A 22,390-nucleotide genomic window follows, 5' to 3' on the forward strand; every position below is an offset into this window, starting at 1 on the left:
CTGCCACTATAAATATCGATCCCGGCCGCCTTGCCTTGGCAACGCTACGGGTCTAGCCGCGTTGTGAACCGCGGCTGGCCCCCTCTTGCACCCCGGCAAGCCGGCCGTTTGTGAGGAGAGATTTCGATGTTCACGCGTTTTCGTCCGATGACCGCAACGGCGATGGCGGCCATCCTCGGCTGCTCGATGCTGGCGACGACCGCGCCGGCGGCGGCGAAGGAAAAGCCGAAGAAGGAAGAAGCCGCCAAGGGCCCGTCGCTGAGCCCGAGCAAGGCGTTCCAGCCGGTCGGCAAGCAGATGGAAGATGCGTCGAAGAAGAAGGACGCGGCTGCGCTCCAGGCGGCCGTGACCGCAGGGCAGAGCGTTGCGACGACCAACGACGACAAATATTTCCTTGGTTTCTACACGCTGCAGCTCGGCATTCTGACGAAGAATGAAGCGCTGCAGGAACTAGGCCTCGACACCGCGCTCGATTCGGGCCTGACGCCGGCGGCGGATCAGGGTCTTTATAATTTCTATTCGGGGCGCTTCGCCTACATAAAGAAGGACTATCCGAAGGCGCAGAAGCGGCTTGAGGCGGCGAAGGCCGCCGGCTCGGCGGAAACGGCGCTGCCGATGCTTCTGATGGATACCTATCTGAGCCAGAATCAGGTCGATCAGGGCCTCGCGGTTGCGAAGGCCGCGATCGCTGCGGATCAGGCCGCTGGCCGCGTTCCGTCGGAAGAGCTGTTCGTCCGCCCCGCCAAGGCCCTCCAGGCGGCGAAGCGCACCGAGGATCTGCTCGACATCCTGACGCTCCGCGTCCGCGCCTATCCGATCCCCCAGGTCTGGCGCAACACGCTCTATATCCTGCTGCAGCAGTCGGGCGGCGACAAGGATCTGAACATCGACGTCTTGCGCCTGATGCGCGCGACCAATTCGATGACCGAACGCGGCGAATATCTGGAATATGCCGCTCTCGCCACCGAGGCCGGCTATCCCGGCGAGGTTGTCGCGGTCGTCAATCAGGGCATCGCCAAAAATGTGTTCCCCAGGACCGACGAGCGCTTCGCTTCGATTTTGAGCACGCAGACCGATCGCGCCAAATCCGACAACGCGGGCCTGCTTGCCGACGCGGGCAAGCCGGCCTCAGCTGCAAATCCGAAGGCTGCGCGCGCGACGGCCGACGCTCTGGTCGGCATTGGCGAACCCGCGAAGGCGATTCCCTTCTATGAAGTGATCGCAGCGAGCGATCCGGTCGCGCAATATCGCCTCGGCGTCGCGCAGGCGCTCGCGGGTCAGAAGGACGCGGCGGTCGCCAGCTTTGCCAAGGTGACGGGCAATCGGGCGCGACTCGCGCAGCTTTGGACGATCCATGTTCAGGCGCCGGCCGCTGCGGCTGCGCCCGCACCAGCGACAACGCCCGCGAGCTAATTGCTGCCAACCCATAGAAAGGGCGCTTCCCCTGGGGGAGCGCCCTTTTTTGTAACCCGCGGCGGAACGCCGATCAGGTTTCGACAGGTATGCCGGACAACTGCTTGGCCGTCCGGATGGTCAGCGAGGTCTTCACGCTGGTAACGTTCGGTGCCGACGTCAGATGCGCCGTCAGGAACGACTGGAAGCTCTGCAGATCGCGTGCGACGACCTTCAGCAGGAAGTCGATCTCGCCATTCAGCATATAGCATTCGCGCACTTCGGGCAGTTTGCCGACATAATCCTCGAACGCCTTGAGATCGCTTTCCGCCTGGCTGCGAAGACTGACCATCGCGAAGACGGTAATGCCATAGCCAAGCTTTGCCGCGTCCAGATCGGCGTGATAGGACCGGATCACGCCCGACTCTTCGAGCGCACGGACTCGGCGAAGGCAGGGGGGCGCGGTCAATCCGACCATTTGCGCCAGTTCGACATTCGTCATTCGCCCGTTTTTCTGCAGCTCCCCCAGGATCTGAAGGTCGATCTGATCGAATTTCTGACTCGCCATATTTGAAACATCCGCTTTCCAAAAGTGCTGTCACCATAATATTATTTCAGGCGAATGCAATTGTCCCACAATGTGACGTGCCCGGCGAAGGCACTTTCATGACCGGGGGATTCACGCTAGCCGCTAATCAAATGCTAACCAACGAACAGGGTGTGGGGCCGGCTTCGCGTGACTGCTGACTCGATGATCGCGACCATCTTGCGTCAAGCGCCCGGGGACCGCCGCGCGGGTATCGCGGCGTGGCGGCAAATCTCCGATATTCTGGCGCAGCGCGGCAATCAACTGTCCGATGACGATGTGCGCCGTTCGCTGCATGCACTCGTCGTATTGCGGCCCCAGGTTCCCGAAAAGGTTCGCCGCGACTGCGCGATGGCTATCGCGCGCCACGGTCGTTTCGCGCCGCTCGTTGCATTCTACGCGAACGACGTTCCGGCGGTTTCGGCAGCGATGCTGCAGCGGGCCCGGCTTTCCGAAGCCGACTGGCTTGCCGTCCTGCCGGCGACCGCCGCGACCGCCCGGTCGATTCTCGCCGGGCGCCGCGACTTGCCGGACAATGTGCGACGCGCCCTCGAAAGCCTTGGTGCGGGTTCGGTCGCCTTGCCGCAGCCCGAAACGGTCGCGTTCGTCGCACCCGCGGAACTGCCCTCGGCCGCTGAAATCGCCCGCCCTGCGGAGACCGCGCCGAGCCAGATCAGCGAACTGGTCCGCCGGATCGACCGCTATCAGTCCGCACGCGCTCGTCCCGCCGCGCGCAAGACCACCCCCGGTTTCCTGTTCGAAACCGGCGCGGACGGCCTGATTCGCTGGGTCGACGGGGTCACGCGCGGCGCAGCGGTGGGGCTGTCGATCGCCGATGCGGCATTCGGCGGCGAGCCGGGGGCGGATGGCGCGGCGGCGGGCGCATTCCGCCAGCGCGCCGAAATCGTCAACGCGCGTATGATGCTGGAAGGTGCAGACGCCGAAGCTGGAGAGTGGCGCTTCTCGGCCCTGCCGTGGTTTGATCCGGCCACAGGCCAGTTCCGCGGCTATCGCGGTAGCGCGCGGCGCCCGCAACAGAGCGAAATGCCCTATGGCCGGCCCGCGGTCGCCGAATCGGGCGACTCGATCCGCCAGTTGATTCACGAGCTGCGCAGCCCGCTGAACGCGATCTCGGGCTTCGCCCAGATCATTTCGAGCCAGATGTTCGGGCCGGTCAGTACCTCCTACCGAGCGATGGCGGAGGCCATTGTGGCCGACGCGGCGTCGATCCAGTCGATCATCGACGATCTCGATACCGCTGCGCGCGCCGCGCCCACCGCTCCCGCGGTTCCGCAAGGCGAAACGGCCGACCTTGGCGCGGTGGTGTCGCAGGTTGAAAGCGATCTGGGCGCGATCCTGACCGATCAGCGCGTCGACCTCAGCATCTCGCGCGTCGGCGGCCCGTTCCTGGCACAGGTGGGCGACGCCAATTCGCGGCGGATGATCGGACGCCTGCTCACCGCCCTCGTCGATATTTCTGAACCGGGCGCGGTACTCGTTGGCCAGTTGGTGACCGAGTCGGGGCATGATGACATGCTCCAGCTTCGCATCGTGCGGCCGCTGGCGATCCGCTTCGCGACCGCCGCCGATCTGCTCGATCCCGGTTTCAGTCCCGAAGGCGAAGCCCCCGGCGCTGCGATCCTCAGCCTCGGCTTCTCGCTGCGCCTCGTCGACAGTCTCGCGCGCGGCGCGGGCGGACGTCTCGATATAGGGCATAACGCCTTGACCTTGCACCTCCCCTCGGCCAACCCAAGCACCGATACGGAGCTCGGCATCCAGCAGGGCGAATAGCTCGCCCGGGGCGGGCCGGCACGGAAGGGGGCAAGGTGCAGCCTGCGGGCAGTTTCCAGGCATATCCGGCGGCGTCGGAACTCATCGGACTGGGCAGCGACGAACGCCCGCGTTTCTGGGTGACGATCGATACCGAAGAGGATTTCGACTGGGCGGCTCCCTTTGCGCGCACCGGGTACCGGCTCGAATCGGTCCCTGCGCTCACTGAATGCCAAGGATATTTTGCCCGCGCGGGCGTGAAGCCGATCTATCTGGTCGACTGGCCCATCGTGCACGATGACCGCGCTGTCGCGATACTGGCGACGGCGCAGGCTGACGGCCAGTGCGAGGTCGGTGCGCAACTGCACCCTTGGGTCACCCCACCCCACGACGAGGACGTCAACGAACGCAACAGCTATACCGGCAATCTGCCGCCCGCCTTGCAGCGCGCCAAGATGACGGCGCTGCGCGATGCGATCCGCGACCGCTTCGGTGCCGCGCCGACCGTGTATCGCGCCGGGCGTTACGGTTTGGGCACCGAAAGCGCCACGATGCTCGCCGAGCTGGGCTTTCGCTGCGACACGTCGGTCCGGTCGGGTTTCGATTATCGCGGCGGCCACGGCCCCGACTATCGCGCCGCACCGCTCAAGCCTTGGTGGGTGCAAACCACCAAGGGAGCCGTGCTGGAAGTGCCGGTCACGACCGTGTTCGGCGGACTTCTGGGGCCAGCTGGTGCTGGCGTCTATCACCGGATCGCGCGCAACGGCATGCATGCCGGGGCAGCACTTGCGCGGCTCGGTCTGGTCGAACGGATCGCACTGACGCCCGAGGGAATCCCGGCCGAACGCGCCTGCCGTGCGGTCGACATCGCGCTCGAACAAGGGCTTCCAGTCCTCAATTTCTCCTTCCACTCGCCATCGTTACAGCCGGGCAACACGCCCTATGTCCACAGCATGGCCGACCTCGATCTCTTCTACCGCTGGTGGGATACCGTATTGGATCACCTCGCGCGGCGCGGGGTCGAGGCGATCGATGCGGCCGGCATATTGGCGATGGCGGCCCGAAAGGCGCCGCCGGCGTCAAACGCTCCGGGCGCGTAAGCCGCTTGCCAATCGGCGGCGCGCTCCGCTATCGCCAGCGCAGCGCTACGGGGGCCTGTAGCTCAATGGTTAGAGCTGGCCGCTCATAACGGCTAGGTTGCGGGTTCGAGTCCTGCCGGGCCCACCACTTTCCGCACGAAATCGCTATTTGCCCGAGGAGCGCTGCGCGATGGTCTGCGCGCGCAGCACCTGAACGCGCATGTCGAGTTCACGCTGTTCGGATCCCGACAGGCCGTCGCGGCCATAGCGTTCGGCCAGCGTGTCGATCTGGCGTGCTTCGCGCCGCAACGCTCGCGATTCCCTCTTCGACAGGTCGCCTTCTTCGCGTCCCTGGCTGATAAGGTCGCGGGCGCGGCGAAGATCGCGGCCCATCGAAGGTTCGGCGGATAATGTTCCCATGTCCGAAATGCCCGGCATGCGGTCGCCGGGCGGCGGGGTACGGGGCATGAACTGCGCCTGTGCAGCGACAGGCAGGATCAGCAGAAGGGGGAGGGCGGACAGCAATCGCATAAATCTCTCCAATCCCCGCCAGCGTCAGGCTGCACGGGTGAACCGGCGCTTAATTGGGTTGCATATCGCCATCTTTCGCGGTCTTCTGGCGCCCGAGAAGAGGGAGAGGATTATGGGCAAGGGTCGGACGATCATATTGGGCGGCGTCGCGGCGATCGCGGTTGTCGCTGCGGTCGTGGGAGTTCGCACCGCGACCTTCGCGCCGAACGACATTGCCGACGGCCGCGAGATCAAACTTGCGCCGGCGCCGGCCTATGACCTCGACACCGCCGTCCAGCATCTCAGTCAGGCGGCGCAGATCCAGACGGTTTCGCACCAAGACCCCGCCGACAACCAGATCGCCGAGTGGGACAGGCTCCACAGCTGGCTCGCGACGACTTACCCGGCCGTCCACGGTGCGATGCAGCGGACGATCCTGCCGAACAAGACGCTGATCTATCACTGGGCGGGCAGCGATCCTGCCGCGGCGCCGATCATCGTCATGGCGCATCAGGACGTCGTGCCGGTAACGCCGGGAACCGAGAAGGATTGGAAATACCCACCGTTCGCCGGGGCGATCGCTGAAAAGGCCGTATGGGGACGGGGAACCGTCGACGACAAGGGGTCGCTGATCGGCCTGTTTGAAGCGCTCGAGGCACTCGCCAAGAGCGGTTTCAAGCCGAAGCGCGGTATTTATCTGGTGTCGGGGCACGACGAAGAGGTCGGCGGATCGGGCGCGGTCGCTGCCGCCGCCAAGCTGAAGGCCGAGGGTGTGAAGGCAATCTTCACGCTCGACGAAGGCAGCCTCGTTCTGACCGATACCCCCGTCATCGACGGCCCCGCCATCATGATCGGGATCGCCGAGAAGGGTTATGCGACGCTGAAGGTCACCGCAAATGCCGCGGGCGGGCACAGCTCGATGCCGCCTGCCGAGACGGGCGTCACCACCTTGGCGAAGGCTATCCTCGATATCGTGGCCGACCCGTTCCCCTATGAGGTTCGCGGCCCCGGGGCCTCGATGATCGAGGTGCTCGCGGCGAAGAAGGGCGGCACCACCAAGATGGCTGTCGCCAATCAGTGGCTGTTTGGGCCGCTGCTGAAGCGACAGCTCGGCGACGTGCCCTCGACCGCCGCCGCCTTCCACACGACGATCGCGCCGACGATGCTGGAGGGAAGCCCGAAGGAAAATGTGCTGCCGCAGTCGGCCAATGCGCTGATCAACTACCGCATCGCGCCATGGAACAGTTCGGCGGAAGTCATGGCACGCGCCAAGGCGGCGGTCGGCGATGCCAAGGTCGATCTCGCATGGGACCGCCCCCCGCGCGAGCCGTCGCGGGTGTCGTCCACCAATTCGCAGGGCTGGAAATGGATCGCCGCGGCCGCGCGCGCTGATGCGCCCGATGCCGTCCTCTCGCCGATGCTCGTTGTCGGCGGCACCGACAGCCGCAGCATGGAGCCGGTGTCCGAGGACGTCTATCGTTTCATGCCGATGCATTTCACGCTGAAGGAATCGGCGATGATCCACGGCACCAACGAGCATATGGACATCGACAGCTTCAAGCGGATGATCGATTTCTACGCCCGGCTGATTGCGACGTCTGCGGGATAGACTTGTCGGGCGGCCCCGTCTAAGGCGCGCGCACGGTCGGGGAGTAGCGCAGCCCGGTAGCGCGCCTGCTTTGGGAGCAGGATGTCGCAGGTTCGAATCCTGTCTCCCCGACCAATGACAGCGAGGGCCGGGCCGCCCGACCACGCAAATCACGCTTAACGCGCTGATAAACATTTGCCTTTATGACCGATGTCCGTGGGACCAGGGCATTTGAAGATGGTGGGCTTCCGAACGGAAAAGCTGATTGCAGCGCTGTTTGCGCTGATCCTGTCGTTGTGCGCCGCGAGCCCGGCGCTGGCGGCGAATTGCTATTATGCGACCTCGCAGGGTTCGACGGGTCCTACCGACTGGCAAACCTATTGCTGGCTCGACCTCAGCAGCTATTCGGACACGATGGCGCGCACCACCGCCGGCCAGAATTTCTCCTACACATTGCCCGACGGCACGGTGATGACTTTCAACATGAAAGTGTCGGGCGCTGCGGCGACCTCGGCGACTTCGCCATCGTGGACGGGCGCGGCGGTCGGCAATACCGCCTTTCTGGGTATTGCTGGACGGCCTATCCTCTATCAAACCGCCGGCGGCACGACGACGGCGGTGATCTCGGGCATCACGCTCACGCCGCCGACATCGGGCACGATCAGCAATTTCATGTTTGTTGCTGCCGATGGCGAGTCGAGCAACGAGGGCGAGTCCCTGCGCTTCCAGACCAATGGCGGTGTGTGGCAGGAACTCGACCGCGCCGGGCCGATCAGCGGATCGACCTATCCGACGACCACGGGCGTCGGAACGACCAGTTTCACGGAAAACGGCGCGGCGGGCACCGTCGGCGCCTATATCATGGGTTCGACCTCGCCGACGCAGGTGACCGCAACGCTCGTCGGCGGCGGGCTGCAGGGGACGATGTTCGCCGTCCGCTTTGCCTCGATCCGGCTCAACACGCAGATTTCGGGGGCTCGGATCAACGCGGCCGACCAGTTCACATTTTCGATCAACGCGACGAGCGGCGGCGCGACGCTGGCGTCGGGGACGTCGAGCGGGACGGGGTTCGGCCCCTTCACCGCAGCCGCGCTGTCGAGCACCGCCGCGATCCCGCTGACGCTCAATCAGGCGATGGCAAGCGGCAGCAGCAGCGCGATCGGCCAGTATCGCTCCACGCTGACGTGCACCAATGCGACGTCGGGTTCGCCAACGGTCATGCCGACCAATGCGGTGACGACCTCCTACAGCTTCGGGACGCTGCGTTTCGGCGATGCGGTCCAGTGCACCTTTACCGAGACGCCGTTTCCGCATTTGCGGCTGACCAAGGCGCTCGCGGCTTCCGGACGCCAATTTGCGGGCGACCAGTTCGTCATGACGATCGCGCAGGGTGCGACAAATGTCGCGACCACGACGACCACCGGCAGCGGTGCGACCGTGACGAACGGGGCAACTCCGCAGACGCAGGTGGTGGCGGGGACGGCCTATAGCTTCAGCGAAGCTGCGTCGGGGACGACGATCCTGAGCCAATATACCGCGGCGATGACCTGCACCAACGCCGCATCATCGTCGACGGTGCTGCCGGCCAGCGTGGGAGGCAGTGTGACACCGCAGATGGGCGACGTCATCAATTGCGTGATTACCAATACGAAGCGCGCGTCGAACGCGGCGCTCGATATCATCAAGACGTCGGCGCTGGTGTCGGACCCGACGAATGGCACGACCAATCCCAAGGCGATCCCTGGCGCCATCGTGCGTTACAGCCTTCAGGTCAGCAACAGCGGGCCGTCGACGGTCGACAGCAACAGCGTCTTCATCGTCGATACGCTGCCCGCGCAGATTTCGGTGGGGACGGCGGCGTCCCCGGTGTTCACGCAAGGCTCGCCGACCAGCGGGCTCAGCTTCAGCACTGCTGCCGACATCCGCTATTCCAATGCTGCGGCGGTGCCCGCCAATTTTGCCGCCTGCAGCTACACGCCGGTCGCGGCCTATGATCCGGCGGTCAAATATGTGTGCCTGCGCCCGCAAGGCGTGATGGCCGGATCGACCGGCGTGCCGACCAGCTTCACGGTCAGCCTGCAGGCCCAGATCAAGTAACGCCAGTCCACGCAATCAAGGCAAAGAAAAAGGCGGCCTTCCCGAAGGAAGACCGCCCGTTTCTCGTTTCAGTCATTGCCCCGAAGGGCTGCGACTTACTTCTTTTCTTCAGCCGGAGCAGCAGCCTTGGCGTCGGCAGCCGGAGCAGCCTTGGCGTCAGCGGCCGGAGCAGCAGCGGCATCAGCGGCCGGAGCGGCAGCAGCGTCGGCGCCAGCAGCGGCAGCGTCGGCACCAGCGGCAGCGGCGTCGGCGCCAGCAGCAGCGGCGTCAGCGCCTTCTTCCGCAACCGCTTCAGCGGCGGGGGCGTCGGTGGTAGCAGCTTCGTCAGCAGCCTTTTCACCGCAAGCGGCGAGGGCGAACATGCTGGCGGCAACGGCGATAGCAGCAAACTTCTTCATGATGTGTGGGCTCCCTAAAATGCCTTTCCGCGTACGGGAAACTTTCCCGTAGCGCGAGCGGCGGGATTTAGCCGTTCCCCATGAATCGTCAACAAAAATAATTGAGATGCTTGAGCGGGCCGGAAAACTGTCATTTCACGGAAACAATCAGGGAAGTTCGCTGTCGCTGCTGTTCGCCAGAATCGCCAGAGTCGCGGTCCAGGCGACGACATTCTGGCGCAATTGCGCCGGATCGATCTTGTCGAGCGTGTCGTCGGGAGTGTGATGAATGTCGAAATAGCGGGTGCCGTCCTGTTGCAGGTCGATCGCCGGAACGCCGGCTGCGATCAGCGCGCCGACGTCGGCACCGCCGCCCGCGGGATTCTTGCCGCGGGTGATGCCAAAGGGAGCGAGCGCCGTCGCGATGCGGTCTGCCAGCGGTTTGGCGCTGTCGGGCAACTTGAAGTCCACCCGCCATACGCGGTCGGCACCGAAGTCGGACTCGAGCGCAACGGCGTGCTTCTCTTTCCCGTGCGCGTCAAAATAGGCCTTGCCGCCAAACACGCCGACCTCTTCGGCGCCCGCCCACAGGATGCGGATCGTCCGGCGCGGCTGACCCGCACTCATCACATGCTTCGCCGCAGCGGTCACGATGCCGCAGCCGGCAGCATCATCGATCGCCCCGGTGCCGAGATCCCAGCTATCGAGGTGGCAGGCGACGATCACCGGCGACGCGGCGAGGTCGCTGCCCGGAACCTCGGCGATCACATTGCCCGAATGCTTCGTGCCCAGGCTCTGCGGCGTGAGGACGAGCTTCATCGTCAGCGGCTCGGGATCATAGCCCATCGCGCTTTCATTCGTGCGTATCTGTAGCGTGCGCTTCCACTGGCGCACCAACTGGTCGGCATCGGGGTTGGAAATCGCGCCCGCCGGGATCGGCGCCACACCGGCCTCGAAATTTGTCACTCCGGTATGCGGGTTGCGGTGTGCGTCGGTGCCGATCGAACGGATCACGATCGCAATCGCGCCCTTCTTCGCCGCGACGTTCGGCCCGGCGAAGCGCCCGCGGCCATAATAGCCATAGCCGCTACCGTCCTGCGCCCGCTCCATATGATTGTCGATGAAGACGATCTTGCCTTTCACCGACTGGTCGGGCGCGGCGGCGAGCGCATCGAAGCTGTCGAAGAAGGCGATTTGTCCGGTAAGCCCCTTGGCGCCGGTCGATCCCGAATTGCCGAGCGCCGCGATCGCCAGCTTCTGCGGTTGGAAAGGGCCGGTCAGCCACGCCTCTTCGGCGCCGCGGACCCACACGGGCATGTCATATTGTTCCTCGCGGACATTGGCGAAGCCCATCGCCTGCAGCCTTGTGACCGCCCAGCGCCGCGCGGCGGCTTCGGCTTCGGTGCCCGCCATGCGCGGGCCGATCTCGGTCGTCAGCCCCTCTGTGATCGCCCAGGCGGGGTCCTCGCCTCGCTGCGCCAGATCGACCGCACTCGGCGGCGGCGGGATCGTGGCCGAAGCTGTGGAGGCAAGGAGCAGGGCGGCGATCCCGGCAAGGCGGGCGGGGGTGGGGGCGATTTTCATGCCGCTTTGGTAACGACGCCCCTCGCGCGCGCAAGAGGCGATTGCCCCGGTGATTGCCAACGCCGCGCCCATTCGCTAACCGGCGCCCAACTCTCCCGGCCGCACGACCGCGGCCCAGCCTCTACCGGAGCAAATCCATGGCCGCCCAATATAGTTTCGTGATGAAGGGTCTGACCAAGACCTATCCCGGCGCGCAAAAGCCGACGCTCAGCAACCTCAGCCTGCAATTCTACCCCGATGCCAAGATCGGCATCGTCGGTCCGAACGGTACCGGCAAGTCGACCCTGATGAAGATCATGGCCGGCATCGACAAGGAATTCACCGGCGAAGCATGGCCGGGCGAAGGGATCAGCGTCGGCTATCTGGCGCAAGAGCCGCAGCTCGACCCGACGAAGACCGTCAAGGAAAATGTCATGGACGGCGTCCGCGGCGTTGCCGACATGATGGACCGGTTCAACGAGATCAGTACGCTGATGGCCGACCCGCCCGAGGACGCCGATTTCGAAGCGCTCATGGAAGAAATGGGCACGCTTCAGGAAAAGATCGACGCGGTCGATGGCTGGACGCTCGACAACCAGCTCGAAATCGCGATGGAAGCGCTCCGCTGCCCGCCGGGCGACTGGAGCGTCGAGAATCTGTCGGGCGGTGAAAAGCGCCGCATTGCGCTGACGCGCCTGTTGCTCGAAAAGCCGTCGATCCTGCTGCTCGACGAACCGACCAACCATCTCGACGCCGAAAGCGTTGCCTGGCTTGAAAAGCATCTCGTCGACTATCCGGGCAACGTGATCCTCGTCACCCACGATCGCTACTTCCTCGACAATGTCGTGAACTGGATCCTCGAACTCGATCGCGGTCGCTATTTCGTCTATGAGGGCAATTATTCGACCTACCTCGACAAGAAGGGCAAGCGCCTCGAACAGGAAGCGCGCGAGGATCAAGGCCGCCAGAAGGCGATCCGCGACGAACTCGAATGGATCCGGCAGTCGCCCAAGGCGCGTCAGGCCAAGTCGAAGGCGCGTATCAAGAGCTTCGACCAGCTCGTCGAGGCGCAGGAAAAGCGCACCCCCGGCAAGGCCCAGATTGTCATCCAGATCCCCGAGCGTCTCGGCGGCAAGGTGATCGAGGTGGCCGGCATCTCGAAGGCCTATGGCGACAAGCTGCTGTTCGAGGATCTGTCCTTCACGCTGCCGCCGGGCGGAATCGTCGGCGTGATCGGCCCCAACGGCGCGGGCAAGTCGACGCTGTTCAAGCTGATCACCGGTCAGGAAACCCCCGACAGCGGCACCGTCACCATCGGTGACACCGTCCGCCTCGGCTTCGTCGACCAGAGCCGCGACGACCTGAAGCCCGACAACAATGTCTGGCAGGAAATTTCGGGCGGTCACGAGCTGATGAACATCGGCAAGCACGAGATGCAGACGCGCGCCTATGTCGGCGCCTTCAACTTCAAGGGCGTCGATCAGCAGAAGAAGGTCGGCCTGCTCTCCGGCGGTGAACGCAACCGCGTCCATCTGGCCAAGATGCTCAAGGAGGGTGGCAACGTCCTCCTGCTCGACGAACCGACCAACGATCTCGATACCGAAACGCTCGCTGCGCTTGAAGAGGCGCTGGAAAACTTCGCCGGCTGCGCCGTGGTCATCAGCCACGACCGCTTCTTCCTCGATCGTCTCGCGACGCATATTCTGGCGTTCGAGGGTGACAGCCACGTCGAATGGTTTGAAGGCAATTTCGAAGCCTATGAAGAGGACAAGATCCGTCGCCTCGGCGACGAGGCGACGCGTCCGCATGCGACCAGCTACAAGAAGCTGACGCGCTGATTCCTATGGCGGGGGAGGCGGAACCGGTATCGGCGCCGATATCTTCTGGCGCGATCCGCATGGACGCGGACGCGCTCAACGCCTTCATGGCGGAGGCCTTCCCGCATTCGAAACCGGGTTCGCGTGGCCATGTCGTCTCCGCCGAGCCCGGCCATATCCGCGCACGGATCGACCCGAACGAACAGGCGCTGCGTCCCGGCGGGCTGATTTCGGGGCCGACGCAGATGGGCTTCGCCGATATGGCGGCCTATGCGCTCGTCCTCGCGCATATCGGCCCCGTCGCGATGGCGGTGACGAGTGGCCTCAACTACCAGTTCCTGCGCCCGTGCCGTCCCGGCCCGGTCTTCGCCGACGCGCACATGCTGCGCCTCGGCAAACGGCTGGCGGTCATGGACGTGCGGATCTGGACCGACGATGCCGACAAGCCGGTCGGTCAGGCGAACGTGACCTACGCGATTCCTTGAGCCCGATAGCGGCTAACGACCGATTGCGGACGATGGAAGATTGGTCGTAAAGATGTACGCATGATCCGTGCTGGCCATACACTGTCGCCTTGGGGCCGCACGTCACGTGAGCACTATTGGATTACACTAATAATTCTCGGGTGTGGTGTTGCATGTATATGGGCGATTGGGAGTGCGCTCGGCGCCTTGCCGTCACTCTTCCTGCGCGCGTTGGTTGTGATGATCTACACGGTGGCAACGATGAGGCGGCTGCACGACGCCGGCTTTGCGCGGTGGTGGGCGGCGCTCTGCTTTTTTCCGATGTCGATCACTTGGAATCTTTTCGAAGTTCAAGTTGGCATGTCAACTTGGCAGTTTGTCGATTTATCGACTGCGATCAAGTTGATCCCCGCTCTGATTGGCTTGGTCAGCAAGACACAGGGCGCGCCAATCAGTGAGTTGGCGCGCATATTTCGGTAACGAGTAACAAACGTCCGCTTCCCACCCCGTTTTCGTCGTTCGGTGCAGTGACCGACGCGACAGCAGCAGCGACCGGTTGCGGACGTCACGGCTTCCTACTTTAAAGGAAGCGCGCAACTGCCGCACTTGATCAGAAATGGCGGCGGAACTTTCCAGAACGGCACGGCTTTCTGATCGCATTTGGGGCATCGGAACGCGAACATCCGGATCGTCACGAATGGAAAGGCGATACAATAGATCAGCACCGACACGATAAAGATAATCGTCGCAAGTTGAGCGGAAAGCTGCGCAGCTAGCAAAACGAGCACAATCGTGGCAATGATTTGGCCAGCGCCGATCAGCCAGAACCATCGGACGCGCTCGCGCAGCGCTTCGTAATGATCAGGCCAGTCGCGTATGGTTTCCATCCGGGCACTGTTGCAGGATGAGTCGGCGCAAGCAACGTCCGCTTTCCACCCCAAAGCGGTCATTGTTCTCGGCCGAATATCGCTTTCCTACATTATTCGGCCATGCGAGCCTCTCGCTTGGCTCTTTGATCTCGTTGAAATTCGTCGCTTCGTTTAGAGCGACAAAGGCGACAAAATCGCCGCACGCATCCGTATCCTTTGTCGCCTTAAGGCCGCAAAGGTCACAGTTTCGCCTCCCTTATGCGTGACTTTTGTGGCTTTAAGCCGTCAGGCCGGCGCCACTTCCCACAGGATCAGCTTGGTCGCATTGACGTCTTCGCGTGCCTTCGCAGCGTCCAGGCGGGTGAGTTTGACGCTGCCCTTGAGCGCGCCCATCTCGATCATCGCGTTGATGACGACCACTGCGCCGGCGCCGATTTCGATGTCCATCTCGCCCGCGTTGGCGAGCTTTGCCTTCGCGGTGCCGACATGAAGATGATGCGTGCCGGGTTCGACATCGGCCATCAGCATCTGGCCCGATTTGATCTGGCCCTTCGCAACGTCATCAAGCGTCACGTCCATGCCCTGCAGCGCAGCGACGAAGCCGCGGCGGGTCACATAGATCCGCGCCTTGCCCTCGGGTGCCCGCATCGTACGCGCTTCGGCCAGTGCGGCGGTATCGGCTTTCTTGCCGCCCTTGTTGCTCGACAGCGCCCAGATGCAGAAGACGATGATCCCGCCGAACAGCAGGACGGTCAGGATCAGCAAGGTGCCGGCGGAAAAGGTCTGGGCGAGCGAGGGACCCAGAAACGCACCGAAAATAGCGGCCGCGAAAATGATCGTCAGCCACATGGCATTCTTGCTCATCGTCTTTCCCCTGTCAGGCGGGGGCAAAGCCCCCCGTGTCCTCGTCCATGACGTGCAATATGCCGTCATTGATCGCAAAGAATGCGCCGCGCAGGCGAAGCGTTCCACGCTTTTCCTTCTCCTGAATACAGGGGAAGGTGCGCAGATTCGCTATGCTCACGCGCACAGCTTCCATTTCCATCGCACGGCCGGCCTCGCGATTGTCGAAATCGGGATAGGCCGCGCGAACTTCGGCGCTCGCGTCGTCGAGCATCGCGATCCAGTCGGCGATGAAGCCGCCGCGGCCGGGCTCGGCGCCTTCCATCGTCTTGTGGAGTGCCGCGTGGCAGCCGCCACACATGCCGTGGCCCATCACGACGATTTCCTCGACCTTCAGAAACTGCACCGCGAACTCCAGCGCGGCGGATACGCCGTGGCGGCCGGGATTGGTCTCGAACGGCGGCACCAGCGCCGCGACATTGCGGACGACAAAGATCTCGCCCGGATTGGTGTCGAAAATCTGCGAGGGTTCGGACCGGCTGTCGGAGCAGGCGATGATCATCACCTTCGGCGATTGCCCTTCGGCCAGCTGTTCCCAGCGGTCGCGTTGCTGCTGCCAACCGCCGTTACGGAAACGGCGATATCCCTCGATCATGTCTGCAAAGTGAGTCATGCGCGCGCCTTAGCATAGCTAGAGAGGTTGAGAAGAGTGCTCGGCACGACTATGTGGGCCGAATGAACGCTCCCGCATCCAAACCGTCCGAACGCGCCCGCAAGCCCGACTGGATCCGCGTCAAGGCCCCGACCAGCCCCGGCTATGCCGAAACGCGCAAGCTGATGCGCGAGTTGAACCTGCATACGGTGTGCGAGGAAGCGGCCTGTCCGAACATCGGCGAATGCTGGACCAAGAAGCATGCGACGGTGATGATCCTCGGGGACACCTGCACGCGCGCCTGCGCCTTCTGCAACGTCAAGACCGGCATGCCGCGCCCCGTCGACCTGCTCGAGCCCGAGCATACTGCGATCGCGGCGGCGAAGATGGGGCTGACCCACATCGTCATCACCTCGGTCGACCGCGACGACCTGCCCGACGGCGGCGCCAGCCAGTTCGTGAAGGTGATCAACGCGCTGCGCCGCGAAACACCGCAGACGACGATCGAAATCCTGACCCCCGATTTCCGCAACAAGCCCGAGAGCGCGGTTGCCGCGATCGTCGACGCGCGGCCCGACGTCTATAACCACAACCTCGAGACCGTGCCGCGGCTCTATCCGACGATCCGCCCGGGCGCCCGCTATTATGCCTCGCTCCGCCTGCTCGAAAGCGTCAAGCGCCGCGATCCGTCGATCTTCACCAAGTCGGGCATCATGCTCGGCCTCGGTGAGGAGCGGATGGAGGTCCATCAGGTCATGGACGACATGCGCAGCGCCGACATCGATTTCATGACGATGGGCCAATATCTGCAGCCGACGCCGAAGCATGCCAAGGTCGCCGAATTCGTGACGCCGAAGGCGTTCGACGCCTATGCGCAGATCGCCCGCGCCAAGGGTTTCCTGCAAGTCGCCTCGTCGCCGCTGACGCGTTCGAGCTATCACGCCGGCGACGATTTCGAGCGGATGCGCGCGGCGCGCGAGGCGCAGCTCGCGCGCGTCAAGGCCGACTGATTGCCAAGGCACCACGAAACGCGCGAGTTGCCGTACAGCGCCGGGCAGATGTTCGCGCTGGTCTCCGATATCGCGCGCTATCCCGAGTTTCTGCCGTGGGTTGTCGCGCTTCGCGTGCGTAGCGACAATGAGGAAGAGGCCGTCGCAGACATGATCGTCGGGTTCAAGGGCCTGCGCGAAAGCTTCTCCTGCCGCGTCCACAAGGAGCGGCCGCAGAAGGTGGCGGTCAGCTACATCGACGGTCCGATGAAGCACCTCAGCAACGAATGGCATTTCGCGCCGCTCGAAACCGGCGGGTGCCGCGTCGATTTCATGGTCGACTTCTCGTTCCGCAGCCGCGTCTTCGAGGCGCTCGCGGGGCAGATGTTCGACAAGGCGCTCCGCAAGATGATCGCGGCGTTCGAAACGCGCGCCGGCGAGCTTTACGGGGCGGGGAGCGTGATATCCTCGGACGGCCGCAGCGAGTCCCTCTCGGGCTGAAGCAGGTCGAGCGCGAACAGCGTTGCGGCATGGCGGATCGCCGAACGATCCTTCGAGTCAAACTGCACCCGCTGGGAGAAATAATCGTCGGGATCCTGTCCGCGCAGCGCCCGCGCAAAGACGACCTGGCCGACCGGCTTCTTCTCCGACCCACCACCGGGGCCGGCAATGCCCGTGATCGCGACCGCGACGTCGGCGTCGCTGTTGGCGAGCGCGCCCGCCGCCATTGCCCATGCCGTGGCCAGCGAGACTTCGCCGAAGGTTTCCAGGATCTCGCTGCTGACGTCGAGCTGCGACTGCTTGGCGTGGCCCGAATAGGTGATAAACCCCGCCGAAAAAACGTCCGAGCTGCCGGGAATATCGGTCAGCGCGACCGACACCATTCCGCCGGTGCAGCTTTCGGCCGCTGCGATCTTGCGTCCGGCGGCGCGATTGTTGGCGAGCACGATCGTGGCGAGTTCGTCACGCGCGGCGTGGCGCGAGTCTTCGGGGGGCTGCAAGGCTCAAATCTCCGGAATTGAAAGCGTAGCGACGGCCTGCGCGGCAATCCCTTCGCGGCGGCCGGTGAAGCCCAGCCGCTCGGTCGTTGTCGCCTTCACACTAACGCGGCCCACCGGAATCGCAAGGATTTCGGCGATGCGATCGCGGATGGCCGGGCGGTGCGGCCCGATTTTCGGCGCTTCGGCGATGATCGTCAGGTCGACATGATCGATACGCCCGCCGCGCGCTGCGACGCGTTCGCCGGCAAAGGCAAGAAAACGGTGCGAGGCGGCGCCGCGCCATTGTGGGTCGCTCGGCGGGAAATGATCGCCGATATCGCCATCGGCAAGCGCGCCGAGTATCGCGTCGGTAATCGCATGAAGTGCGACGTCGGCGTCGCTATGACCTTCAAGTCCATGACTATGCGCGATTTCTATCCCGCCGATCCAGAGTGGCTTGGCGACGACGAGACGGTGAACGTCATAGCCCATGCCGACGGCGGTTCGCATCGCGTTCGTCCCCAGAAGCCCCGAAAGGATCGCCATATCCTCTGCATATGTCAGTTTGTGGAGCCGGGCGTCGCCCGCGATCGTCGCGACCGGCACGCCGAGCCGGCGCACGAGTTGCGCATCGTCGGTCGCCGCGGCCTCTATGGCCTCGCCATGGGCCTGGCGGAGCGTGCCGAGGCGGAAGGCCTGCGGTGTCTGGACGCGAGCAAGAACCGAACGATCGACAACGTCGCCGGCCTCGTCGTGCGCCTGTTCGACGAGCGTGTCGGGAACCGGCAGGGTAGGGATCGCTGCTTCGGCCGTATCGAGCGCAGCCAGCAGGCGATCGATGACATGGGCGGTCAGGCCCGGACGCGCCGCATCGTGAATGAGCACGCGCGCGTCGTCGCTCTCGCCCGTCAGCGCGGCGAGCGCGTTGGCGACCGATTGCTGGCGCTCGGCGCCCGGATCGGCCAGAATCCAGCCTTCTGGGAGGCTGCCTGCGGCCGTCATGACGTCATCATTCGCCACCAGAACGCCGAGGGAAATTGCGGGATGGGCCGCGAATGCATCGAGGCTCCAGCGAAGCACCGGCTTACCGCCGAGAGGCTCGAGTTGCTTCGGCTGGCGGAACCCCGCACGCGAGCCGATCCCCCCGGCGAGCAGGATCACCGCGACACGCGGAGCGGAGGCAGGGGCGGACTCGGTCATCAACCGAGGCGGTTAGCGCAGCCGCGCCTTGCGGGAAAGCGGCTTAGCGTGTAGGGGCTGCTCAAAATTTAGGCAATTTCAGCGAAAGATCCCCGCCATGGCGCCGCTGCGGCCCATCCAGATCGGCAACATCACCATCGCGGATCCCGTGATCCTTGCGCCGATGACGGGCGTCACCGATCTGCCGTTCCGAAAGCTGGTCCGCTATTATGGATCGGGGCTGAACGTGACCGAGATGATCGCCAGCCAGGCGGCGATCCGCGAAACCCGTCAGTCGATCCAGAAAGCAGCGTGGGATCCGGTCGAAGAGCCGGTCTCGATGCAGCTCGTCGGCTGCACGCCCTATGAAATGGGCGAGGCGGCGAAGCTCAACGAAGATCGCGGCGCGTCGATCATCGACATCAATATGGGCTGCCCGGTGCGCAAGGTCACCAACGGCGACGCCGGTTCGGCGCTGATGCGCGATCTTAAGCTGGCGGCAGCGCTAATCAAATCCTGTGTCGAGGCGGTTTCGGTGCCCGTAACAGTCAAGATGCGTATGGGCTGGTGTCACGACAGCCTCAACGCCCCCGAACTCGCGCATATCGCCGAGGATCTGGGTGCGAAGCTGGTGACCGTCCACGGCCGCACGCGCAACCAGATGTACCGCGGCGAGGCCGATTGGGCGTTCGTCCGCTCGGTCAAGGATGCGGTATCCATCCCCGTTATCGTCAATGGCGACATCTGTTCGGCCGACGACGCCCGGACCGCGCTGGCGCAGAGCGGTGCGGACGGCGTGATGATCGGCCGCGGTGCTTATGGCCGGCCTTGGCTGCTGGGGCAGGTGATGGCGGCGCTGCGCGGCGAAGCCGAACGGCCCGACCCCGGTCTCGACGAACAATATGACGTCATTGCATCGCATTACCGGGCAATGATCGAACATTATGGCGAAATGACTGGCGTCAACATGGCGCGCAAGCATCTCGGCTGGTACGTCAAGGGACTGCACGGCTCGGCCGAGTTCCGCAACAAGGTCAACCAGATCCCCGACAGCAAGGGCGTGCTCGACGCACTCGAAGCCTTTTACGGACCGCATCTGACCAAGGCCGCTGCGTGAGCGCGCGGACGTCGAGCATTCCGACGTTCGACCATGACGAAATCATCCAGTCGCATCCCATTGCCACCTTGCTGATCGACAAGGGCGGGGTGATCCTCTTCGTCAACGCTGCCGCCGAGCAGCTTTGCAACATCGGCCGGGCCGCGATGGTCGGTCGCGTCGTCTATGACGTGATCGGCATGGATCGCGGCTATCGCCAGCGCATGAACGATCCGGCAACCTCGGCGCTGTTCGCGCATCGCGCTGAAATCACCATTGGCGGGCGGAAATCGGCCTTCGTCGATATGCAGATGGTTCCCTATGGCCGCAGCGGCCACCGTATTCTCACTTTGGTGCCCTCGCAGAGCGAAGCCGAATTGATGGGCGGCGCGATCGGGCGATCGGGTCGCGCTGCGGGCGCCGCGGCATCGATGCTGGCGCACGAGATCAAGAATCCATTGGCAGGGATCAAGGGCGCCGCGCAGTTGCTGGCGCGCAAGACCGATGCCGGGGGCGAACGCTTCACGACCTTGATCTGTGCCGAGGTCGACCGGATTACCACACTGATCGACCAGATGGAGCATTTCTCGCGTGGCCAGCCCATCGCTTGCGGGCCGATCAACCTCTATCAGCCGATCCATCAGGCGCTGGAAACCGTGCGTGCGCGCCAGTTTCCCGGCGTTCGCCTAGCCGAGGATTTCGATCCCTCGCTGCCGATGGTGCATGGCAATCATGACGCGGTTGTCCAGATATTGCTGAACCTGATCACCAACGCCTGCGAAGCCCTCGGCGGTCGCGACGATGGCGTCGTACGCATCGCCACCGCCTTTCGCCACGGCCTCTCTATCGACAATGGCGATGGTCGCGGCCGTATCGCACTGCCTATCGAGGTCAGCGTCAGCGACAATGGGCCCGGTGTTCCGGCCGATATCCGTGGCGACCTGTTCGATCCCTTTGTGACCACCAAACGAGAGGGGCGGGGGCTGGGCCTCGCGCTCGTCGCGAAGCTCGCGCGCGACATGGGCGGCACCGCGCAGCATATTCGCGACGGCGACTGGACGCGGTTCCGTGTTCATCTTCCGGCTGCACCGACGCGGAAAGGGCGCGACGAATGAGCGACAAGACGATCCTGCTGGTCGAGGACGATCCCGCGATCGCCCTGATCATCCGCGAGACGCTGATTGGTGAATGCGCGACCTTTGCGTCGGTCGCCAGTATCGGCGAGCGCAACGCATGGCTCCTTGAGCACCGACCCGATCTGATCATCACCGATGTCGTCCTGCCCGATGGCGACGGCATCGATTCCCTTCCGGGCGTAGGCGTGGATCCCGCTACTCCGGTGATCGTGCTGTCGGCGCAGAACACGCTCGATACCGCGGTGCGGGCGACCGGCATCGGCAGTTACGACTATCTGCCCAAGCCCTTCGATCTGGAGGAGTTGACCGCGAGCGTTCGCGCCGCTCTTGAGCGGGGGGCGCAGCCCACGGCAAAGCTTGATCCAGGGCAAGCCGACAGCCACGGTCTCGTCGGCCGCGCCCCGGCTATGCAGGCGGTGTACCGGACCATCGCGCGGCTCGCGACCAACGATCTTGCGGTATTGATCCTCGGTGAATCCGGAACAGGCAAGGAAGTCGTCGCGCGCGCCGTTCACGCGACAGGTCTCCGCCGAGCGGGCCCTTTCGTCGCGATCAACATGGCGGCAATCCCCCGTGAACTGATCGAAGCTGAACTGTTCGGCCACGAAAAGGGCGCCTTCACCGGTGCGCACAGTCGGAGCGCCGGGCGGTTCGAACAGGCGGCGGGCGGCACGCTCTTTCTCGACGAAATCGGCGACATGCCGCTCGAAGCGCAAACGCGCCTGCTCCGGGTGCTTCAAAGCAACGAATATTCGACGGTTGGTGGCAGCCAGGCGCTGCGCGCCGACGTTCGCGTCGTCGCGGCGACTCACCGCGACATGCGTACCCTTGTCGCCGACGGACGGTTTCGCGAGGACCTCTTTTACCGGCTGAACGTCATTCCGGTGACGCTGCCGCCGCTCCGCGACCGGCGAAGCGACATTGCGGCGCTGGTGCGACATTTTGTCGATGCCGGACGGCGGTCAGGACTTCCGGACCGGCAATTTGCCGCCGAAGCGATGCAATTGCTCGAACGGCATGATTGGCCGGGTAACGTCCGAGAACTCGGCAATGTCGTGCAGCGCCTGGCGGTGCTGTCGCGCGATACCGTCGTCGGCGTTCGCGATGTCGAGGCGGTGTTGCGCGAAAATGGCGAGACCGCGACGATTGCGGCGCCTGCCGAGCTGATCGCGCGTGCAATCGACGACTGGGCGCGCGAGAAGCTGGCTACTACAGACAATGACGGAGAAATTCACGAGCAGTTGGAAGCGATCGTTGAGGCCGCGCTGCTGCGCCGCACGCTTCGCGAGGTTCGCGGCAACCAGCTGGAGGCGGCACGCCGGCTGGGGATCAATCGTAACACGCTCCGCAAACGACTGGGGCAGCTCGATATCGATCCCTCGCACCCCTGACTCTTCGGACGG

General features: G+C 64.2%; 22 protein-coding genes and 2 tRNA genes. 15 read left to right on the forward strand and 9 right to left on the reverse strand.

The window, feature by feature from the left end:
- The first annotated feature begins 126 nt into the window (after positions 1–126).
- Positions 127–1,413: a tetratricopeptide repeat protein gene (locus ACQY80_RS16265; protein WP_428681692.1), complete on the forward strand. Its 1,287-nt coding sequence runs from the start codon at positions 127–129 to the stop codon at positions 1,411–1,413.
- A 73-nt stretch (positions 1,414–1,486) separates the two neighbouring features.
- On the opposite strand, the gene ACQY80_RS16270 is transcribed toward ACQY80_RS16265, so the two are convergent.
- Positions 1,487–1,960: an Lrp/AsnC family transcriptional regulator gene (locus ACQY80_RS16270; protein WP_428681694.1), complete on the reverse strand. Its 474-nt coding sequence runs from the start codon at positions 1,958–1,960 to the stop codon at positions 1,487–1,489.
- A gap of 168 nt (positions 1,961–2,128) precedes the next feature.
- Here ACQY80_RS16270 and ACQY80_RS16275 point away from each other — a divergent pair, with 168 nt between their 5' ends.
- The 3 genes from ACQY80_RS16275 (at position 2,129) to ACQY80_RS16285 (ending at position 4,975) form a co-directional block, all read left to right on the forward strand.
- A complete protein-coding gene (locus ACQY80_RS16275) occupies positions 2,129–3,769 on the forward strand; it encodes a histidine kinase dimerization/phospho-acceptor domain-containing protein (protein ID WP_428681696.1) in 1,641 nt (546 codons plus the stop codon).
- 35 nt (positions 3,770–3,804) lie between these two features.
- A complete protein-coding gene (locus ACQY80_RS16280; protein WP_428681698.1) occupies positions 3,805–4,848 on the forward strand; it encodes a polysaccharide deacetylase family protein in 1,044 nt (347 codons plus the stop codon).
- A gap of 51 nt (positions 4,849–4,899) precedes the next feature.
- Positions 4,900–4,975: transfer RNA gene (locus tag ACQY80_RS16285), tRNA-Ile, on the forward strand.
- A gap of 17 nt (positions 4,976–4,992) precedes the next feature.
- On the opposite strand, the gene ACQY80_RS16290 is transcribed toward ACQY80_RS16285, so the two are convergent.
- Positions 4,993–5,358 carry a hypothetical protein gene (locus ACQY80_RS16290; RefSeq protein WP_428681700.1) on the reverse strand — a complete coding sequence of 122 codons (366 nt, stop codon included), beginning with the start codon at positions 5,356–5,358 and terminating at the stop codon, positions 4,993–4,995.
- A gap of 112 nt (positions 5,359–5,470) precedes the next feature.
- Between ACQY80_RS16290 and ACQY80_RS16295 the strand changes: the two genes are divergently transcribed.
- From ACQY80_RS16295 to ACQY80_RS16305, 3 genes are all read left to right on the forward strand, one after another.
- Positions 5,471–6,946, forward strand: coding sequence for a M20 family peptidase (locus tag ACQY80_RS16295; RefSeq protein WP_428681702.1), 1,476 nt, complete (start codon positions 5,471–5,473; stop codon positions 6,944–6,946).
- 37 nt (positions 6,947–6,983) lie between these two features.
- Positions 6,984–7,060, forward strand: a tRNA-Pro gene (locus tag ACQY80_RS16300).
- Between the two features lie 102 nt (positions 7,061–7,162).
- Complete coding sequence (locus ACQY80_RS16305; protein WP_428681704.1) at positions 7,163–9,022, forward strand: hypothetical protein; 1,860 nt, start codon at positions 7,163–7,165, stop codon at positions 9,020–9,022.
- A 95-nt stretch (positions 9,023–9,117) separates the two neighbouring features.
- Here the strand turns inward: ACQY80_RS16305 and ACQY80_RS16310 are convergent, their stop codons facing one another.
- Positions 9,118–9,420, reverse strand: a complete 303-nt coding sequence (locus ACQY80_RS16310; RefSeq protein WP_428681706.1) for a hypothetical protein — start codon at positions 9,418–9,420, stop codon at positions 9,118–9,120.
- Between the two features lie 147 nt (positions 9,421–9,567).
- Positions 9,568–10,983, reverse strand: coding sequence for a M28 family peptidase (locus ACQY80_RS16315; protein ID WP_428681708.1), 1,416 nt, complete (start codon positions 10,981–10,983; stop codon positions 9,568–9,570).
- A 137-nt stretch (positions 10,984–11,120) separates the two neighbouring features.
- Between ACQY80_RS16315 and ettA the strand changes: the two genes are divergently transcribed.
- The 3 genes from ettA to ACQY80_RS16330 are packed head-to-tail and all read left to right on the forward strand — an operon-like array spanning position 11,121 to position 13,723.
- A complete protein-coding gene (ettA, locus tag ACQY80_RS16320) occupies positions 11,121–12,800 on the forward strand; it encodes an energy-dependent translational throttle protein EttA (protein WP_428681710.1) in 1,680 nt (559 codons plus the stop codon).
- 59 nt (positions 12,801–12,859) lie between these two features.
- Positions 12,860–13,264, forward strand: coding sequence for a PaaI family thioesterase (locus ACQY80_RS16325; RefSeq protein WP_428681712.1), 405 nt, complete (start codon positions 12,860–12,862; stop codon positions 13,262–13,264).
- 60 nt (positions 13,265–13,324) lie between these two features.
- Positions 13,325–13,723 (forward strand): DUF805 domain-containing protein, encoded by a 399-nt coding sequence (locus ACQY80_RS16330; protein ID WP_428681714.1) that lies wholly within the window; start codon positions 13,325–13,327, stop codon positions 13,721–13,723.
- 95 nt (positions 13,724–13,818) lie between these two features.
- Here ACQY80_RS16330 and ACQY80_RS16335 read toward each other — a convergent pair whose 3' ends face one another.
- The 3 genes from ACQY80_RS16335 to ACQY80_RS16345 form a co-directional block, all read right to left on the reverse strand.
- Positions 13,819–14,130: a hypothetical protein gene (locus ACQY80_RS16335; RefSeq protein WP_428681716.1), complete on the reverse strand. Its 312-nt coding sequence runs from the start codon at positions 14,128–14,130 to the stop codon at positions 13,819–13,821.
- Positions 14,131–14,397: 267 nt separating this feature from the next.
- Entirely contained in the window at positions 14,398–14,976 is a 579-nt protein-coding gene (locus tag ACQY80_RS16340) for a hypothetical protein (protein WP_428681718.1), read from the reverse strand.
- Between the two features lie 13 nt (positions 14,977–14,989).
- Positions 14,990–15,628, reverse strand: coding sequence for a carbonic anhydrase (locus ACQY80_RS16345; RefSeq protein ID WP_428681720.1), 639 nt, complete (start codon positions 15,626–15,628; stop codon positions 14,990–14,992).
- 62 nt (positions 15,629–15,690) lie between these two features.
- On the opposite strand from ACQY80_RS16345, the gene lipA reads away from it, so the two are divergent.
- Complete coding sequence (gene lipA / locus ACQY80_RS16350; protein ID WP_428681722.1) at positions 15,691–16,617, forward strand: lipoyl synthase; 927 nt, start codon at positions 15,691–15,693, stop codon at positions 16,615–16,617.
- Positions 16,618–17,097, forward strand: a complete 480-nt coding sequence (locus tag ACQY80_RS16355) for a type II toxin-antitoxin system RatA family toxin (protein ID WP_428681724.1) — start codon at positions 16,618–16,620, stop codon at positions 17,095–17,097.
- On the opposite strand, the gene ACQY80_RS16360 is transcribed toward ACQY80_RS16355, so the two are convergent.
- Positions 17,040–17,597: a CinA family protein gene (locus tag ACQY80_RS16360; RefSeq protein WP_428681726.1), complete on the reverse strand. Its 558-nt coding sequence runs from the start codon at positions 17,595–17,597 to the stop codon at positions 17,040–17,042. The two genes, ACQY80_RS16355 and ACQY80_RS16360, sit on opposite strands and share 58 nt — an antisense overlap.
- Positions 17,598–17,600: 3 nt before the next feature.
- Positions 17,601–18,776, reverse strand: coding sequence for a bifunctional 2-C-methyl-D-erythritol 4-phosphate cytidylyltransferase/2-C-methyl-D-erythritol 2,4-cyclodiphosphate synthase (locus ACQY80_RS16365; protein WP_428681728.1), 1,176 nt, complete (start codon positions 18,774–18,776; stop codon positions 17,601–17,603).
- Between the two features lie 97 nt (positions 18,777–18,873).
- On the opposite strand from ACQY80_RS16365, the gene dusB reads away from it, so the two are divergent.
- From dusB to ACQY80_RS16380, 3 genes are read left to right on the forward strand one after another with little or no spacing between them, the layout of a single operon-like run.
- Positions 18,874–19,872, forward strand: coding sequence for a tRNA dihydrouridine synthase DusB (gene dusB, locus ACQY80_RS16370; protein WP_428681730.1), 999 nt, complete (start codon positions 18,874–18,876; stop codon positions 19,870–19,872).
- Complete coding sequence (locus tag ACQY80_RS16375) at positions 19,869–20,966, forward strand: two-component system sensor histidine kinase NtrB (protein ID WP_428681732.1); 1,098 nt, start codon at positions 19,869–19,871, stop codon at positions 20,964–20,966. Before dusB ends, ACQY80_RS16375 begins: the two co-directional genes overlap by 4 nt.
- Positions 20,963–22,378 carry a sigma 54-interacting transcriptional regulator gene (locus ACQY80_RS16380; protein ID WP_428681734.1) on the forward strand — a complete coding sequence of 472 codons (1,416 nt, stop codon included), beginning with the start codon at positions 20,963–20,965 and terminating at the stop codon, positions 22,376–22,378. The genes ACQY80_RS16375 and ACQY80_RS16380 overlap by 4 nt, the downstream gene beginning before the upstream one ends.
- Positions 22,379–22,390 lie beyond the last annotated feature (12 nt).

The organism is Sphingopyxis sp. (genome assembly GCF_965279755.1).
GTDB lineage: Bacteria > Pseudomonadota > Alphaproteobacteria > Sphingomonadales > Sphingomonadaceae > Sphingopyxis.